17 protein-coding genes are annotated in these 17,034 nt (G+C 43.6%); 13 read left to right on the forward strand and 4 right to left on the reverse strand.

The genetic code is table 11. From position 1 onward, the window contains the following. Window positions 1–112: 112 nt before the first annotated feature. Together HMPREF1150_RS07775 and HMPREF1150_RS07770 are read right to left on the reverse strand one after the other, a co-directional pair. Window positions 113–853, reverse strand: coding sequence for an amino acid ABC transporter ATP-binding protein (locus tag HMPREF1150_RS07775; protein WP_002904679.1), 741 nt, complete (start codon window positions 851–853; stop codon window positions 113–115). Further along, window positions 853–3,021 (reverse strand): ABC transporter substrate-binding protein/permease, encoded by a 2,169-nt coding sequence (locus HMPREF1150_RS07770; protein ID WP_009659495.1) that lies wholly within the window; start codon window positions 3,019–3,021, stop codon window positions 853–855. The genes HMPREF1150_RS07775 and HMPREF1150_RS07770 overlap by 1 nt, the downstream gene beginning before the upstream one ends. Before the next feature lie 195 nt (window positions 3,022–3,216). On the opposite strand from HMPREF1150_RS07770, the gene HMPREF1150_RS07765 reads away from it, so the two are divergent. The 8 genes from HMPREF1150_RS07765 (at window position 3,217) to HMPREF1150_RS07735 (ending at window position 9,864) form a co-directional block, all read left to right on the forward strand. Then, window positions 3,217–4,152 carry a CPBP family intramembrane glutamic endopeptidase gene (locus HMPREF1150_RS07765; protein ID WP_009659511.1) on the forward strand — a complete coding sequence of 312 codons (936 nt, stop codon included), beginning with the start codon at window positions 3,217–3,219 and terminating at the stop codon, window positions 4,150–4,152. A gap of 76 nt (window positions 4,153–4,228) precedes the next feature. Continuing rightward, window positions 4,229–5,176 carry a CPBP family intramembrane glutamic endopeptidase gene (locus tag HMPREF1150_RS07760; RefSeq protein ID WP_009659499.1) on the forward strand — a complete coding sequence of 316 codons (948 nt, stop codon included), beginning with the start codon at window positions 4,229–4,231 and terminating at the stop codon, window positions 5,174–5,176. A gap of 161 nt (window positions 5,177–5,337) precedes the next feature. Further along, window positions 5,338–7,326 carry an excinuclease ABC subunit UvrB gene (uvrB, locus tag HMPREF1150_RS07755; RefSeq protein ID WP_009659508.1) on the forward strand — a complete coding sequence of 663 codons (1,989 nt, stop codon included), beginning with the start codon at window positions 5,338–5,340 and terminating at the stop codon, window positions 7,324–7,326. 21 nt (window positions 7,327–7,347) lie between these two features. Further along, window positions 7,348–7,845, forward strand: a complete 498-nt coding sequence (locus HMPREF1150_RS07750; RefSeq protein ID WP_009659502.1) for a GNAT family N-acetyltransferase — start codon at window positions 7,348–7,350, stop codon at window positions 7,843–7,845. Between the two features lie 35 nt (window positions 7,846–7,880). Then, window positions 7,881–8,426 carry a DUF1697 domain-containing protein gene (locus HMPREF1150_RS07745; RefSeq protein WP_009659504.1) on the forward strand — a complete coding sequence of 182 codons (546 nt, stop codon included), beginning with the start codon at window positions 7,881–7,883 and terminating at the stop codon, window positions 8,424–8,426. Next, window positions 8,416–8,952, forward strand: a complete 537-nt coding sequence (locus HMPREF1150_RS0111150; RefSeq protein ID WP_032905404.1) for a hypothetical protein — start codon at window positions 8,416–8,418, stop codon at window positions 8,950–8,952. The genes HMPREF1150_RS07745 and HMPREF1150_RS0111150 overlap by 11 nt, the downstream gene beginning before the upstream one ends. After that, the gene (locus HMPREF1150_RS07740; RefSeq protein ID WP_009659500.1) at window positions 8,930–9,373 is read left to right on the forward strand and encodes a hypothetical protein; all 444 of its coding nucleotides are present in this window, start codon (window positions 8,930–8,932) and stop codon (window positions 9,371–9,373) included. The genes HMPREF1150_RS0111150 and HMPREF1150_RS07740 overlap by 23 nt, the downstream gene beginning before the upstream one ends. A gap of 23 nt (window positions 9,374–9,396) precedes the next feature. Further along, window positions 9,397–9,864 (forward strand): 8-oxo-dGTP diphosphatase, encoded by a 468-nt coding sequence (locus HMPREF1150_RS07735; protein WP_032905405.1) that lies wholly within the window; start codon window positions 9,397–9,399, stop codon window positions 9,862–9,864. 46 nt (window positions 9,865–9,910) lie between these two features. On the opposite strand, the gene HMPREF1150_RS07730 is transcribed toward HMPREF1150_RS07735, so the two are convergent. Together HMPREF1150_RS07730 and HMPREF1150_RS07725 are read right to left on the reverse strand one after the other, a co-directional pair. Further along, window positions 9,911–10,441 (reverse strand): transcription repressor NadR, encoded by a 531-nt coding sequence (locus HMPREF1150_RS07730; protein WP_009659513.1) that lies wholly within the window; start codon window positions 10,439–10,441, stop codon window positions 9,911–9,913. A gap of 20 nt (window positions 10,442–10,461) precedes the next feature. Further along, window positions 10,462–10,986, reverse strand: coding sequence for an ECF transporter S component (locus HMPREF1150_RS07725; protein ID WP_009659512.1), 525 nt, complete (start codon window positions 10,984–10,986; stop codon window positions 10,462–10,464). Window positions 10,987–11,259: 273 nt separating this feature from the next. On the opposite strand from HMPREF1150_RS07725, the gene HMPREF1150_RS07720 reads away from it, so the two are divergent. The 5 genes from HMPREF1150_RS07720 to HMPREF1150_RS07700 all read left to right on the forward strand — a co-directional run bounded on the left by HMPREF1150_RS07720 (window position 11,260) and on the right by HMPREF1150_RS07700 (window position 16,947). Continuing rightward, on the forward strand, window positions 11,260–11,598 hold the full coding sequence (locus HMPREF1150_RS07720) for a zinc ribbon domain-containing protein YjdM (protein WP_002897401.1): 339 nt from the start codon (window positions 11,260–11,262) through the stop codon (window positions 11,596–11,598). A 7-nt stretch (window positions 11,599–11,605) separates the two neighbouring features. Beyond that, the gene (locus tag HMPREF1150_RS07715; protein WP_009659514.1) at window positions 11,606–12,238 is read left to right on the forward strand and encodes a Pr6Pr family membrane protein; all 633 of its coding nucleotides are present in this window, start codon (window positions 11,606–11,608) and stop codon (window positions 12,236–12,238) included. 135 nt (window positions 12,239–12,373) lie between these two features. Continuing rightward, a complete protein-coding gene (locus tag HMPREF1150_RS07710; protein WP_009659497.1) occupies window positions 12,374–14,902 on the forward strand; it encodes a pneumococcal-type histidine triad protein in 2,529 nt (842 codons plus the stop codon). 234 nt (window positions 14,903–15,136) lie between these two features. Further along, window positions 15,137–15,655 carry a bifunctional pyr operon transcriptional regulator/uracil phosphoribosyltransferase PyrR gene (gene pyrR / locus HMPREF1150_RS07705; RefSeq protein ID WP_002904664.1) on the forward strand — a complete coding sequence of 173 codons (519 nt, stop codon included), beginning with the start codon at window positions 15,137–15,139 and terminating at the stop codon, window positions 15,653–15,655. 8 nt (window positions 15,656–15,663) lie between these two features. After that, entirely contained in the window at window positions 15,664–16,947 is a 1,284-nt protein-coding gene (locus HMPREF1150_RS07700; protein WP_002906386.1) for a uracil-xanthine permease family protein, read from the forward strand. Window positions 16,948–17,034: the final 87 nt, after the last annotated feature.

Below are 17,034 nucleotides of genomic sequence, written 5' to 3' on the forward strand. Positions count from 1 at the left end.
ATTCGAACTTTATCCTCATAAGTTAATTTCATTTAAAAACACCCCAAAAGTTAGATTTTTTCTGTCTAACTTTTGGGGTGCGGTTCAATATAAGCCGGCTCTTCGTTTGGTTTTATACATTTAACACCTTGTCCAAGAAGTCTTTGAGACGTGGATGCTGTGGATTGTCAAAGATTTGGTCAGGCTTGCCGTCTTCTAGGAATTCACCGTCAGCGGTAAAGATAACGCGGTTGGCTACCTGACGGGCAAAGCCCATCTCATGGGTCACAATCAGCATGGTCATACCTTGCTGGGCCAGATCCTTCATAACGTTGAGAACATCGCCGACCATTTCAGGGTCAAGGGCAGAAGTAGGTTCGTCAAAGAGCATGATGTCTGGATTCATGGCCAGACCGCGAGCAATTGCCACCCGCTGCTTTTGACCGCCGGACAGGCTGTCTGGACTAGCATCTGCCTTATCAGCTAAGCCGACCTTTTCCAAGAGCTCCATGCCCAGCTTATCTGCTTCGGATTGGGTCAAGCGCTTGTGCTCAACAGGAGCAAAGGTGATATTTTCCAGAACAGTCATGTGCGGGAAGAGGTTGAAGTGCTGGAAGACCATACCGATATTTTCTCGGACCAGATCCACGTCAGTCTTCTTGTCTGTCAGATCAAAGCCATCAACCGTGATGGTTCCGCTGGTCACTTCCTCTAGCAGGTTGAGACTGCGCAGGAAGGTTGACTTACCAGATCCAGAAGGGCCGATGATACAGACCACATCTCCCTCGTAGAATTTAGCAGTAATCCCCTTTAGGACTTCGTTTTCCCCGTAGTATTTATGAAGATCGTTCACATCGATTTTTAATTTTGCCATTACTTAATCCTCTTTTCTAAGCGTTTTGCCAAGCGGGTCAAGAGCGTGATAATGATGAGATAGAGCACGGCTAGGATAGCATACATCCGGAAACTCTGATAGTTGCGAGCGATGATGTCCTTACCCGTTTTGAAGAGCTCGGCCAGTCCAATAGCTGAGACAATCGTTGTATCCTTGAGCGCAATGACAAACTGATTAACAAAGTTTGGTAGCATAATCTTGGTTGCCTGTGGCAGGATAATCTTGCGCATGGTCTTGGAGTAGGAAATCCCCAAGCTGCGGCTGGCTTCCATCTGTCCAACTGGAACTGCCTGGATACCTCCACGGACAATTTCAGCGATATAGGCGCCGGCATTGAGAGAGAGGGCGATAGTTCCTGCGACGAAAGCATTGATTGGGCTTTGTTGACCAGTCATAGATTCGATTAGGTTAGGAATACCCCAGAAGATAAAGGCTGCCACAATCATCAGTGGAATACCACGAATGACATCGACAAAGATTTCTGCAATCCAGCGTAGCGGTTTATAAGGGCTGACGCTGAACATACCAAAGATAATCCCGATGACCATAGCAATCGCAAATGAAATCAGAGCCAAAGCAATTGTCACTCCCAGACCTTTAAGAAGTTCTTGGTAGTTGTTTTGCAGCAAGCCCCAAATAGTGGACTCATCTACAGTGGATTCCTTTTCCTCGCTAGCCAGATACTTGTCTAAAATCTCTTGGTATTTGCCGCTTTCTTTCAGGTTGGCCAGTCCATTGTTAAACATCTCAATCAGCTCAGGATTGCTGCCTTTTTTGACTGCGAAAGCGACTTGACCGCTTGGTGTACCTTCGATAGGTGTTTTAAGTTTCTTGCCTTGTTTGATGGCGTATTTGACAACGGGCTCATCATCCATCACAGCTGCGACAGAGCCAGTATTGAGGCTGTCATACATTGAAGCTGCATCAGAGAAAGTTTTGATAGAGTAGCCGTACTTGCTCTTGTTTTCCTCAAGGAAAGTCTGAGAAGCGGTACCAGTTTTGACACCGACTGTCTTGCCCTTGAGTTCCTCGTAGGACTTGATATTGCTGCTGTCCTTGACTGCCAAGATAGAGTTGGCTGTGTAGTAAGGATCGGAATAGTCAAAAGTTTTCTTGCGGGCATCTGTGACAGACATACCGGCGATAATTCCGTCAGCCTGACCGGTCTGAACGCTATTAATAGCTGCATCAAAGCCAGGGTTGGTTACTTCCACAGTAAAGCCTTGGTCTTTGGCAATAGCCTTAATCAGCTCCATGTCAATCCCAGTGTATTGGTTGCTGTCATCTTGGAAGACAAAAGGAGCAAAAGATGAGTCGCTGGCAATGATATATTTGTCTTTTGTCGAAGTAGCTTTTTGACCGGCAGGAGTAGAAGTCTCTGGGACGGCGGAGTCAGAGCTGCCTTTAGAAGCCGTCCATTTATTGATGATTTCATCCAGACTGCCGTCTTCCTTCATCTGCGCCAAAGCTTCGTTAAACTCAGTAACTAAGTGCTCGTGCTTGCTGCCTTTTTTGACACCGAAAGCAAAGCTTCCAACAGCCTCACCCTTCATAGAAATTTTCAGGTTTTGGCCTTGATTGATGGCATACTCAATGACCGGCTGATCGTCCATCACTGCATCGACATCACCAGCAGAAAGGCTATTATACATCAAGTCACCCGTGTCAAAGGTTTTGAGAGTGAAGCCGTACTTATCCTTGTTTTTCTCAAGGAAGCGTTGGGCAGCTGTTCCAGTTTTGACACCGACTTTCTTTCCTTTCAGCTGTTCATATTTGCTGATGGTGTTTGCCTTGGTCGTTGCGATAACGACCTTCGTGTCGTAGTAAGTATCAGACATGGTAAAGACTTTTTCGCGCTCGCTTGTCTTGGTCATACCAGCCATGATGGCATCCGCCTGGCCAGCTTGGACTGCATTGACAGCTGCATCAAAGCCCGGGAAGCTCATATCGATGTCCCAACCCTTGATTTCTGCGACCTTGTTGATGATATCAACGTCAATCCCCTTGTAAGTCTGATCAGAATCTTTAAATTCAAATGGTGCGTAAGCAGTATCGGATACGATTTTGACCGTATCTGCCTGGGCTGTTGCCCCTAACGCAAAAAATGGAAATAATGTTAGCAAAACTGCTAAGAATTTTTTCTTCATTTTCTTCCTCCTTTTTAGCATTCTAGCATTATAGCAAAAAATCACTGATTAGGCAAATTTCTCCTGTTTTTATGTTAGGTTTTCTGACATATGAACTCTGTATTTTTTGTAAGAAGAACCGCAACTTTTCTTTGTACTTAAAGTAAAGTCTGCTATACTGGAAATGAATGAAAGCAAGATTAGAATGAGGTTCTTATGAAAAAATCACGTATCTTGGACGGAGTCAATCAAGCTCGCTTTGTCCCTCCTTATATTTTGTCTCTTTTACTTGCTGTTATTTTTGTGCAAGGAGGACAGCAGTTAGCTTATTGGGCTTTGGAGTCAATTTCTGCTGTGCTTAGTCTTATGCTAGGTTTCTTGGGGCAAGGCGGATTCTTTGAAATCTTCTTCAATTTTGCTCTGCCTTTTCTCTTATTTGGCTTTGTATTTATGATACTGGCTCTCTTTCTTTGGGTGCGCTGGGCTGAAGGACGACCGCTCTCGACTCTGGGCTTTGTTAAAAAAGGAAGCTTGGTGGAGCTAGTCAAAGGACTGGCAGTAGGTTCTCTCCTCTTTAGTCTAGTCGCTCTGCTTATGCTGTTGAGCGGAGCTGGCTCTTTCGAATGGGGACAGCTGACGATGGGGCCTTTCCTCTATATCTTGATTTTGCTTCCGCTTTGGATGATTCAGGGCGGGGCAGAAGAGTTAGTGACACGCGCTTGGCTGCTGCCAGTTGCTGTCAAAAAGACCAACCTCCCCATCGGTTTGCTGACTTCAAGCCTGCTCTTTGCCCTCTTGCACCTAGGCAATCCAGATATTGGTATTCTCCCCATTGTTAACATTGCTTTATTTGGGCTCTTTGCAAGTCTCTATCTGCTCTGGACGGACAATGTCTGGCGGATTATAGGACTTCATACTGCTTGGAACTTTAGCCAAGGCAATATCTATGGTTTCACCGTTAGTGGTACTGGTGTGGACGCGGCAGCATTGAACTTTATCCCTAAGACGGACTCGAGATGGCTGACTGGTGGAGCTTTCGGCGCTGAAGCTTCTATTTTCAGCTCGCTCATTCTCTTGCTGGCTGTCCTCTATTTGCTTCTAAAGATGAAAAAAGACGGTAGCTTGACAGAGATAGTGGGAAAGACACAATAACTGTCCGAACGGTTCTCTTTTGCTCACCCTAAAATAATATGCTATAATAAATTAAAACAAGGAAAGGAATAATTATATGTTTAAATCTCGTATGTTGGATGCTATCAAGCAATCGCGTTATATTCCGCCGGTTTGGTTGGCTATCTTGATTGCTATTGGTTTTGTTTATGGAGGAGGAATTTTAAGTTTTGTCGGAATGTTGCCAATTGGTATCATTGTTGGACTCTTGTTTGGCTTTGCAGATCCGACGATTAATCGGACAGAAGCAATGGCAGCCATTAGTCACTATACGGTCTTTTTTCAGCTAGCTGGTTTCTTCTTTATCGCCCTAGCAGTTTTCCTCTGGGTTCGGTATCGTGAGAAGCGTCCTTTTTCTAGTTTGGGATTTTATAAACAAGACTGGTTCAAAAATCTCCTTAAAGGCTTCCTTATTGGAGCCGTTCAGTTTTCACTGGTTGTTGTCTTGCTCTTGGTAACGGGGACAGGCAGTCTGAAATTAGGTCAGGTGAACTTACAGTCTTTGATTTTTGTCCTAGCTATCATTCCTTTCTGGATTCTCCAAGGTGGGACAGAAGAGCTAGTGACGCGTGGTTGGCTCTTTCCAGCAGTTAGTGCTAAGTCAAATATCTTCATTGGTATCTTGATTTCTAGTGCTCTATTCGGGGCACTGCACCTCTTTAACCCTGGTGTGTCCGTTCTTTCTATTGTCAATATCATACTAGACGGTATCTTTGCTTGTTTCCTTATGCTCAAGTATGACAATATGTGGGTACTGGCTGGTATGCACGGCGCTTGGAATTTTGTGCAAGGAAATATCTATGGTATTCAGGTCAGTGGCCAAGGAGCATCTACCTCTATCTTGAACTATAGCTCGCAATCTTCTGTGGATTTGCTGTCTGGTGGAGCCTTTGGTGCTGAAGGATCTATTTTTGCCAGTATCGTCCTGATTGGCTGCATTGCCTATCTTTACTGGTCATTAAAGAAAGAAAATCGCCTGCCTCAGGAGCTGATTTTTAAGAAATAACCATTTCGCCCAGTTGAGCTGGGCATTTTTTATGTCTTTTAAAGAGATGTGTGACAAGGGACAGACGATGGTAGAAGCGTGGCCATTCTACCTACACCCAAATCCAGAGAAAATAGGGCAAATATGGTAAAATGATAGAAGCACAATTTGAGGAATAAAAGATGATTAACAGAATTACAGATAATAAATTTGAATTGGTTTCCAAGTACGAGCCTTCAGGTGACCAGCCCCAAGCTATTGAGCAGCTGGTGGATAATATTGAAGGGGGCGAGAAAGCCCAGATTCTCATGGGAGCGACTGGTACTGGTAAGACCTATACCATGAGTCAGGTTATCGCTCAGGTCAACAAGCCGACTCTGGTTATCGCCCATAATAAAACGCTGGCCGGCCAGCTTTATGGTGAGTTCAAGGAGTTCTTCCCCAATAACGCGGTGGAATACTTCGTTTCCTACTATGATTACTACCAGCCTGAGGCCTATGTGCCTTCCAGCGATACATATATTGAAAAGGATAGCTCGGTCAATGACGAGATTGACAAGCTCCGTCACTCAGCGACATCTGCTCTCTTGGAGCGCAATGACGTGATTGTCGTGGCTTCGGTCTCTTGTATCTATGGTCTAGGTTCGCCTAAGGAATACTCCGACAGCGTGGTAAGCCTGCGTCCTGGACTAGAGATTTCCCGTGACAAGTTGCTCAATGATTTGGTAGATATCCAGTTTGAGCGCAATGACATTGATTTTCAGCGGGGGAAATTCCGCGTTCGAGGCGATGTGGTGGAGATTTTCCCAGCTTCTCGGGATGAGCATGCCTTTCGGGTGGAGTTTTTCGGAGATGAGATTGACCGGATTCGTGAGGTTGAAGCTTTGACAGGTCGAGTCTTGGGTGAGGTGGACCATTTGGCCATATTCCCGGCTACTCACTTCGTGACCAATGAAGACCACATGGAAGTAGCTATTGCTAAGATTCAGGCCGAGCTTGAGGAGCAGCTTGCTATCTTTGAGAAGGAAGGCAAGCTTCTGGAAGCTCAGCGCTTGAAGCAGCGCACAGAGTATGATATCGAAATGCTGCGCGAGATGGGCTATACGAATGGAGTTGAGAACTATTCTCGCCACATGGATGGTCGAAGCGAAGGAGAGCCTCCTTATACCCTTCTGGACTTTTTCCCTGATGACTTCTTGATTATGATTGACGAGAGTCACATGACCATGGGACAGATTCGCGGTATGTACAATGGTGACCGCTCTCGTAAGGAGATGCTGGTTAATTATGGCTTCCGTCTGCCGTCTGCCTTGGATAACCGCCCGCTGCGCCGAGAAGAATTTGAAAGCCATGTTCACCAGATTGTCTATGTATCGGCTACGCCAGGCGACTATGAAAATGAACAAACGGATACTGTTATTGAGCAGATTATCCGGCCGACAGGGCTTCTGGATCCAGAGGTGGAAGTCCGTCCAACCATGGGGCAAATTGATGATCTTTTGGGCGAAATTACTGCGCGTGCGGAGAAGAATGAGCGGACCTTTATCACAACCCTGACCAAGAAGATGGCAGAAGATTTGACGGACTACTTCAAGGAAATGGGTGTCAAGGTCAAGTACATGCACTCGGACATCAAGACCTTGGAGCGGACTGAGATTATTCGAGACCTGCGCTTGGGTGTCTTTGACGTTCTGGTTGGGATTAACCTGCTGCGCGAGGGAATCGACGTTCCCGAGGTTAGTCTGGTAGCGATCCTTGATGCAGACAAGGAAGGTTTCCTCCGCAACGAACGTGGGCTTATCCAGACCATCGGAAGGGCAGCCCGCAACAGCGAAGGGCATGTAATTATGTATGCGGACACTATAACACAGTCCATGCAGCGAGCTATTGATGAAACGGCCCGCCGTCGGGCAATCCAGATGACTTATAATGAAGAGCATGGCATTGTACCGCAGACCATCAAGAAAGAAATCCGCGACCTAATCAGTGTGACCAAGGCTGCCCTGCCAGACAAGGAAGAAACAGTCGAAATCGAAAGCCTCAACAAGCAGGAGCGCAAGGACATGATCAAGAAACTGGAAGGCCAGATGCAAGAAGCTGCCGGACTCCTCGACTTCGAACTGGCCGCACAGATTCGCGATATGATTCTGGAAATAAAGGCGATGGATTGAGGGATATAAAGGAGAAAGCAAATGGTCATCACTATCAAAAAAATGGAAACAGCTGAGGAGATAGAAGGGAAATCCAGAGTTCATTGGCAGACATGGCGAGAAGCTTATGATGAGATTTTGCCTGCGGAATTTCAAGAGCAGATGACTTTGGATAAGTGCCGATTTTATAGTCAAAAGTATCCTGAAAATACCTTGATCGCTTTGGATGGTGCTAAAGTGGTCGGCTTTGTTAGCTACGGTGATTTTCGAGATCCAGCTAGGATAGCTGGTGAAATTTTCGCCTTGTATGTCTTAAAAGATTATTATGGCAAGGGTATAGGACAGCAGTTAATGAAGGCTGCTTTTGCTGTCTTGGATGGTTATCAAGAGATTATGTTATGGGTTTTAGAAGATAACAAACGTGCCATCGCCTTTTATGAAAAAACGGGTTTTGTTTTTGACGACGAGGAAAAGGTCATTGACCTAGGAAAAGCCGTGAAAGAAAAACGGATGATCTACTCGAAAAACTCTAATAGTTAGTTTGGAAATAATAGAAATATTTTTAAGGAGCACACATGCGTTATGCACTTTTACTCCGTGGCATTAATGTCGGCGGGAAAAACAAGGTCGTTATGGCTGATTTGAAGAAAGATTTGGCTGGGTTGGGTTTTGAAAATCCGGTTTCCTACATTAATAGCGGCAATCTTTTCTTTGATAGCGAGGAGCAGGAGGAAAGGATTCGGGAGATCTTGTCAGCTTATTTCAGTCAGTCTTACGATTTCCCTCTGCCTTTTGTCCTTGTCAGCTCTGCCATGCTTCAAAAAGAAACAGCCAATCTGCCTACTTGGTGGCAGGATGAAACAGCCTTTCGGCGAGATGTTCTCTTTTATCTGCCAGAGGTAGACAGGGAGAGCGTTCAAGAGTTAGCAGGCAGTTGGGCGAATGACAAGGAGCAGCTGCATTTCGGGCAGACAGCTTTCTTTTATAGCAATGCTGACCAAGCGGACTATCTCAAATCCAACTACCATAAGAAACTGCTCAAATCTAGTTTTTACAAGCAACTAACCATCCGAAACGGCAAGACTTTCCAGAAGATTGTGGAGTTGGTGAATGAAAAGTAAAACCAAAAAGAAAACTAAAAACAAAAGAAAAGTAAAAGCTCAGGGAAATAAATTTAGTATTTGGTTGGAAAAACATTGGATATTAGAAGCTCTTTTAGGTTATATATTCTTTATAATAGTTGCGATTGGAGTGGGATTTTTAACATTTGGAAATAAGTCAATTCCGGGTCCGCTTCGAGAGTTTAAATATGTTAGCCCTTTGTATATAAATTTGTTTTTCTTGATTGCTCTTCCATATTATTCCTGGTTTGGAAGTCTAAGAGAAGAAGGCTTCAACACGTTGAAAGGTTTTTCAGAAGTTTTTCTTTATCTTAATGGTCTACTTTTTCTTTTACATTATTTTATAGGAATAGCATTAGAAGACGGAGAGGGATTTCTGCCACCATTGTGGAACTTGAATCCTCGCTATGTTTGGTTTCCAATTGCTACCTATCTAATCTTTTTCTTCATTCCAGCGTTAACGATGTTGATTTTAAAATATAATGAAAAAAAGAGGGAAAAACATGACCAAAGAAAATCTATCTAAGTTATTTTCATTTATAACACTCTATCTGGCCTTGCTAACCTTTGTTATTCTTCATTTGATTTTGTTAGCTTTTGGTCTATCCTTTACTCCAGTTTTGTGGAATAGTTGGTTTTTTATTCTTTGTTTGACCTTCTTTATCCATCCTTGGATAGTCTTTTTTAGTACAAGAGATTTTCACTGGTATCACCTTATTTTTCAATTATTCAGTGGATTGGTGGCGCTTTATCTTTGGTTTTCGGCATTCTTTGCTTTGTCAATTATCTCGGATCCAGCCATTCCCATCAATATAGACTATCATATACAAGATAAAGAAATCATCATTGTCAGAGGTTTTGTGGTCCATAGTACCTATGAACATCATGAATTGATCAATCCCTTTATCATGAAGTTAGAAGTAAAATACAACGAAGATATGTTTTAATAACTTAGAAAGTGAGAAAATTTATGTCACGTTCCCAAAAAACAATCCTAACAAACATCTGCCTTGTCGAAGATAAGGCACGAGGTAAAGTCCTAATGCAGTATCGCTCTCCTGAGCGCTATCCTTGGTCTGGATATGCTTTTCCGGGTGGTCATATTGAAAAGGACGAATCTTTGCACGATGCGGTTGTGCGTGAGATTTTAGAGGAAACAGGGTTAAATATTTCTCATCCGAAATTGGTTGGGGTTAAGAACTGGCATACGGATGAGGGGATTCGCTACATTGTCTTTTGTTACAAAGCGACTGAATATTCTGGTCAGATTCATTCGACAGAAGAGGGCGAGATCTCTTGGGTAGACAAGGAAACCCTGCCACAGCTGGACTTGGCCTACGATATGTTAGAACTCCTGCGTATGATGGAAGATGAGGAACTGTCAGAATATTACTATCATGAGCGTATCGAAGCCGGTTGGCGCAAGAGTATGTACTAAAAAGACTGACTAGGTTGGGGCCTAATCAGTCTTTTTTTCTTGCTATTTATTCCTGTAAAAATCCTAGGTCTCTCAAGGCAGATTCTACATAGTCCAAATCCTGCTGGGAGTCAGCTTGTACTAGGTGATAGTGGACTCCATCTGTCAGTTCAGATAAGGGGCGAAAGGCACAGGATGCGACCTGTTGGAGAAAATGCTGGACATCTCGGCGGCAGGTCAGCTTCAGGTAAGTCTGAATTTCGCCGTAAACTGGATGCTCAATCAAAATAGTCTGTATGCGGCCGCCATTGTCCACGATAGCCAGCAGCTCAGCCTCCATATCCTCAGCACCATGCTGAACCTTGAATAGCTGATGAAAAGCTGCGCTTTCTTGGCGGTCTTTATAAAGATAGCCACGATTGGTTGAGAGGATGGGGGCACCATCAGCCCGCAAGAGGGCAATATCTTGCACGATAATCTGCCTGGTCACATGGAAATGTTCCGCCAGTGACTGACCGTTGAGGGCAGCAGATGATGTTTTCAAAAGGTTTAATAGTTCTTCTCGTCTTTGCTTGGTCATAGCTTCATTGTAAACCAAAAGTCAGGAATCTTCAAGCTCTAGCGAATCCTTTTCAGCGCTTGATAGATGAACTTAGCAATGACAAAGTCGACCATACTATGGATGATCGTACCAAGTCCAACCAGACCAAATAAGATATAGAAAGCATTAGTAGGATAGGCAGACGTTGTGTAAAAGAGGATGCAGACGACCACTTCGCCAAAGGCATGAATCAAGGCTAGTAGGAAATTAAATATCCAAGTTTTCTTCTGGCTGTCCAGTGTGTCCGGGTGCTTTTGCAGATAAAGAGCACCGATGCTGCCGAAGAGCAAGTGGGACAGAGCTCTAAGCGTGATGATAAAAGGAAGCCCAGACATAAAAAATCCAATAGTGGAGCCAATCACAACAATCACCGTCATGAGAGGTGAAATAAAGATAGCCAAAAAAATAGCGACATGGCTGGCTAAGGTGAAGGAAGCGGGCGGTATGACAATTTTAATCGGCATAACTAGTGGGATAACAATAGCTAGTGCAGTCAAAAAAGCGGTCAGTGTCATAAACTGATTTTTAGATCTTGGTTTCATAGTAACTCCTTTTTATCTGTATATACACTAGTATAGTACACTGTTTTTGTATAAAGGTCAAGACCTGTAAAAATCCTCAAAGAGATTTGTCAAAATGCTTAAAATAGCTTATACTAGAAAGGTGTGGAAATAGGAGAAAACTAGATTTTTAGGATTTAGTTGACCTTCACATCGATTAGGGTTCTGCTGGATTTGAAAAATGAAGGAAGAGCTTAATCATATATAGAAGGCTGGTATGGGAATTTAGTAGCCTTGACTAGAAATGGAGAAAAAATGAACAACTTACCAAACTGCCCCAAATGTAATTCAGAGTATGTCTACGAAGATGGAACGCTCTTGGTTTGTCCAGAATGCGCCTATGAGTGGAATCCTGCTGAGGTTCAAGAAGCAGAAGAAGGCCCAGTAGCGATTGATGCTAATGGCAATAAGCTGGCTGATGGCGATACAGTTACCTTGATTAAGGATTTGAAAGTCAAAGGAGCACCCAAGGATCTCAAGCAGGGAACGCGCGTGAAAAATATCCGCATTGTGGAAGGCGATCATAATATTGACTGTAAGATTGACGGCTTCGGTGCGATGAAGCTCAAGTCAGAGTTTGTTAAGAAAATTTGAGGTCTCTATGAATCGTCGTTTTATCTTAATTTATCGAATTATTCTTTTTATCCTAGCCTTTTTGGGTGTGTATCTGGAAATCACTAAGTATGGCGTGGGCATGCTCATGTACTATACAGTTTTGTCCAATCTCTTGGTCCTGCTCTTTACGGGCTATCTGGTCTATCTGATGATGAGACATGGCGATGCTTGGAAAACGCCGAAAATCTTGCGAATCAAGGGTGGGGTGACCATGTCCATCATGATTACTTGTGTCGTTTATCACCTCTTGTTGGCCCCAATTGCGACAGATTTTTACCGTCTAGAGAATTTTCTTTGCCATTATATAGTCCCCTTGGCTTTTCTCCTGGATACAGTAATCTTTGACAAGTCGCGCCAGTACCGCTGGTTTGATCCGATTTCTTGGACGAGTGTGCCTTTGGTCTACATGGCCTTTGCTCTCTTTAATGGCTTTTTCTTGAAAATTGATATTCCAAGATCCAAGGACAATCCATTTCCTTACTTTTTCCTCAATGTCTTTAAGAAAGGCTGGCCCTATGTCATCCAGATGTGTCTGATTATCTTTGCAGCCTACCTGATCTTTGGTTTTATCTTTTACCGGATAAAATCCATCTCTTTCTCAAAGAAGAAGACTTCTTAGAGACAGGTACTTGTAGATGAAAAACAGATTTTATCTGTTTTTTTATTTTGCTTCGATTTTTTCTTGCCAATATCAGATTTGTATGATATAGTTAACTAGTTAATGATTAACCGGTTAAACAAAAAGGAGGAAAGAATGAAACACAATCAGAAACTGTTAGGATTAGCTGGGATCATTTTAGCTTGTAATCTTTGCTTGGCTGCTTGTCAATCTCAGACATCTCAACAGGAACGCAGTCAAGAGAAGGTGAAGACCAAGCAAGAAGTGAAGAAGAAAAGTAAGGCGACCAAAAAAGGACAAGTTCCTGGTGTTGATAAACCGACGGATGATGGTTTTCTCTTCAAAAGCGAGTCTCAAATTAAAGCTAGAACTAGTGAAGGTTTGATTTTAGAGCATGATGGCCATACGCACTTTATTTTTTATTCTGATCTAAAGAATAGTAAATGGGCCTATCTGATACCAAAAGATGGGCAAGTGCCTGCAGGCTCCCCTCAGTTGGCAAATCAAATGAGCACTGCTGATGATGGCTATGTCTTTAATCCTAGAGACATTGTGTCAGAAGACCAATACGGCTATGTTGTGCGTCACGGGGATCATTTCCATTATATTTTGAAACAGTCTGTGGGGAATCTTGCACAAGCACCGACCTATCGTCCAACACCTTCTAGCAATCCTACGGGACATATTTATCAGCCAACGCTTAGACCGTCTGTTCCCCAGCAGCAAGGGACAACTAAACGCCAGTTTGCTGGGATTGATTATCCTACAAGTGATGGATTCTTATTTAAAGGTACCGGAGTAACTGGCAAGTTAGCTTCTGGATTGCTGGCAGATCATAATGGTCATACTCATTTCATCCCCTATGAGCAGCTGATTGCTTCACCTTGGGAGTCATTGATTCCAGCAGAACATAAAAAAGCTGCTGAAGATGCCTACTATGGCCGTCAAGGGCAAGCACAGCCTTCACCAGCACCAGCTCCTGCACCTGAACCTACTTCAAGTCCATCAGACAAGGAAGAAGAAGTTGCCAAGAAAAAGGCCTATTTGGCTCAGCAATTAGGAATCGATGAAAGCCTGATTCAAGTGAGCGATACAGATAAAGGAAAGATATTTATCTATCCGCATGGTGATCATAGCCATTCGACCTTGGTCAGTGAGATTGATACGACCAAGCCTTTTGATCCTCATGGAAATCCACACGCTCATGACGCAGTTGGTATGGCAACCTTGAAAACTCTAGGATTTGATGATGAGATCATTGAAGATATTTTACATGCTACGGCAGATACCCCATTCCCATCAGATGAGAAGGATAAGGAAAAGATGAAAGCCTGGCTGGCAACTGTGAAATATCTAAATATAGGCCAGCGCAAAGATCCGCTTGAAAGAAAAGGCTTGGAACTGATGCCGAATATTGAAGTTCTGGGAATTGGCTTTACTCCGATAAAGGACATCAGACCAGTGCTGCAATTTAAGCATTTGAAACAGCTATGGATGACAAAGACAGGCGTTACCAACTATGATTTCTTAAAAGAGATTCCGACCTTGGAAGGTTTAGATATTTCCCAGAATGGCATCACCGATTTAACTTTCTTAAAGGATTACCCAAACCTCAAGACAGTCGCAGCAGCGGGAAATGACCTTACCGATATTTCACCGCTGGCGGAGTTGAAAAATCTGGAGTCATTGAACCTTGACTACAATAATATCTCTGATATTTCTGCTTTGACCAAGCTTTCAAAATTAAAAGCGGTAAGTTTAGAGCATAATCAACTACAAGATGTTTCTGCTCTGAGCCAAAAAGAAGATTTAACAAGACTTTTCTTATCCAATAATCCAAACTTAAATCTCAATACCCTCAAAGCTTCCAAACTTGAAGAATTAACAGCTGATAATTCCAATGTTGAGAGCTTGAACTTCCTGAAGGATAATCCAAATCTGACAACTCTAAGCCTAAATGGCAATCGTCTGACTTCGCTGGCAGGAGTTGAAGCTGCTAAGAATTTAGTAACTTTGTCCGCAAGTCAAAACAAGATTACATCTTTGGACATTCCAGCTGCTCAGTCTTCCTTGAAGAACTTAAACTTGGGTGAGAATGAGCTGAAAAACTTGGAAGGAATTAATCAGTTTAGGGCTTTAGACAATCTGGCTGTCAACAAGAATAAAATCACAACCTTGGAGCTGCAGGAACCAAATAAGACGGTGACTTATATTAATGTCAGCGACAATCACATCCCTAAAGCAGAGCTTGAATTGAATGAAAATAAAATTCCGAAAGCCTTGGCGCAGCATTTCCCAGATGTTCAGGGTGGCAGCATTGACAATAATAAGCCAGCTGATCCAAAAGAAGAAAATAAGGAATCGCCTAAGGAAAGTGAGCCTAATAAGGCAGATGTCCAAGGGAAACCATCATCCGATAAGCCAGCCTCAGCTCAAGCAAGCGGCCAAGGAGATTCTAATGATAGCGAGCATCCAGCTGGATCTCCTGAAGCAGAGTTAAACAGTCAAGCTGAGAATCTAGAAAACTCTTCTAAGCCTTCATCAGAAGAAGTGCCAACTACTGAAAATCCTGAATTAAAAGACGAGCCATCTCAAGCAGAAGATAAAGAAAATCAAAAGGATTCAAAAGATAAGGAAAAAGAAGAGAAAGAAGCTAATTACTAACCCTTATCCAGTCAAACAGAAAAAATACAATTTTTTTCTTGAAATAGTTTTGAATTTGTGATATAGTATAAAAAATTAAATAATCCTTTAATTCTATCCAGAGAGATAGACAAGGAGCAAGTAAAAAGATGGGTGGAGTGTAAGCAAGTGCGTCTTGTTTTAGCTTGCCTGACTAGATTTTTCTGAAGTCTCCTTGTAATAAGGAGACTTTTTCTGTTGTTTGAGGAGGAAAGAATGAAAACAAAAGAAGTTGTCGATGACATCACCATGAATCGCGCGATTACGCGGATTACCTATGAAATCATCGAGCGCAACAAGGACTTGAACCAAGTAGTCTTGGCTGGCATTAAGACCCGCGGGGTTCACTTGGCACACCGCATTCAGAAGCGGTTGGCTCAGTTGGAGAATATTGATATTCCGGTCGCAGAAGTAGATACCAAGCCTTTCCGAGATGATATCAAGGTTGAGGAAGATACGACAGTGATTCCAGTAGATATTACCGACCGTCAAGTAATCCTAATCGACGATGTCCTCTACACTGGACGGACCATTCGAGCGGCTATTGACAATCTGGTCAGTCATGGACGGCCTTCTCGGGTTGGTCTGGCTGTCTTGGTAGACCGTGGTCACCGCGAACTGCCCATTCGGGCAGACTATGTCGGCAAGAACATTCCGACTAGCCAAACTGAGGAGATTATCGTTGAGATGACCGAAACTGACGGTCAAGATCGCGTGTTGATTATGGGGGAGTAATAAGCTAAATGAGTCAAGATGTTAAGTATGATGTGCATGATATGCCAAAGCCAGGTTTGCTTTTAGGACTATCCTTTCAGCACTTGTTCGCCATGTTTGGGGCGACAGTCTTGGTACCGATTCTGGTGGGGATTGACCCAGCGGTGGCCCTCTTTTCCAGCGGTCTGGGGACACTGGCCCATCTGACTGTTACCAAGTACAAGATTCCGGCTTACATGGGATCCAGCTTTGCTTATATCGCAGCTATGCAGATGCTGATGAAGACAGATGGTATCGGAGCGGTTGCTCAGGGAGCCATTACCGGTGGTTTGGTTTATTTCATCGTAGCACTGATTGTCAAGTTTGCTGGTAATGCTTGGATTGACAAGGTGCTGCCGCCAGTAGTGGTAGGGCCTATCATCATGGTCATCGGTCTGAGCTTGGCTGGGACAGCTGTTAGCGATGTGATGAATAAGACTGTAGCTAATGGCGAAAAGGTTTATGATTTGACCTACTTCATTATCGGAATGGTCACTCTCTTGGCAGTCATCCTCTTTAATATCTATGGTAAGAAGATTGTGGGAATCATCCCAGTCTTACTAGGCCTGATAGTCGGCTACATCTTTAGCTTGATTCTAGGGGCCGTGACTGGGCAGGAAATTGTGTCTTTTGCCAAGGTAGGGCAAGCTTCTTGGTTCCACCTTCCGCCTATGAGTCTGCCTTTCTTGGACTACGATGTGAAATTTTATCCTAGCGCGATTTTAACCATGGCGCCTATCGCCTTTGTAACCATGACAGAACACTTCGGGCATGTCATGGTACTAAATAGCTTGACAGGTAAGGACTTCTTCAAGGATCCAGGTCTAGACAAGACCTTGACCGGAGATGGTCTGGCTCAGATTATTGCAGGGCTTTTCGGAGCACCGCCGGTGACTAGCTACGGAGAGAATATCGGAGTTATGGCGCTCAATAAAATCTACAGTGTCTATGTCATTGCTGGCGCAGCAGTGCTGGCTATTGTCATGAGTTTTGTTGGCAAGGTATCTGCATTGCTCCAATCCATTCCAAGTCCTGTGCTGGGTGGTATTTCCATCGCCCTCTTTGGGGTAATTGCTTCGAGCGGTCTCAAGATTCTGATTGAAGCACAGACCAACTTTGACAATAAAAAGAATCTCTTGATTGCCAGTGTCATCTTGGTATCTGGTATCGGTGGTCTGACCTTGCAGCTCTCGGGTCTGCAAATCTCAGGAGTTGCCTTGTCAACTATTCTGGGAATTGTACTCTATCTTGTCCTGCCTGAGCCCAAGGATTGAGCTAGGTGCTAAATCATTAACTTTCGTTCAAAATAGCTTGCTCTCAGAGCGACTTTACTTGCAGCGCTCTGGAAGCCCTCATTCTTT

Source organism: Streptococcus sp. AS14 (genome assembly GCF_000286495.1).
In the GTDB taxonomy this organism is placed as follows: Bacteria; Bacillota; Bacilli; order Lactobacillales; family Streptococcaceae; genus Streptococcus; species Streptococcus sanguinis_P.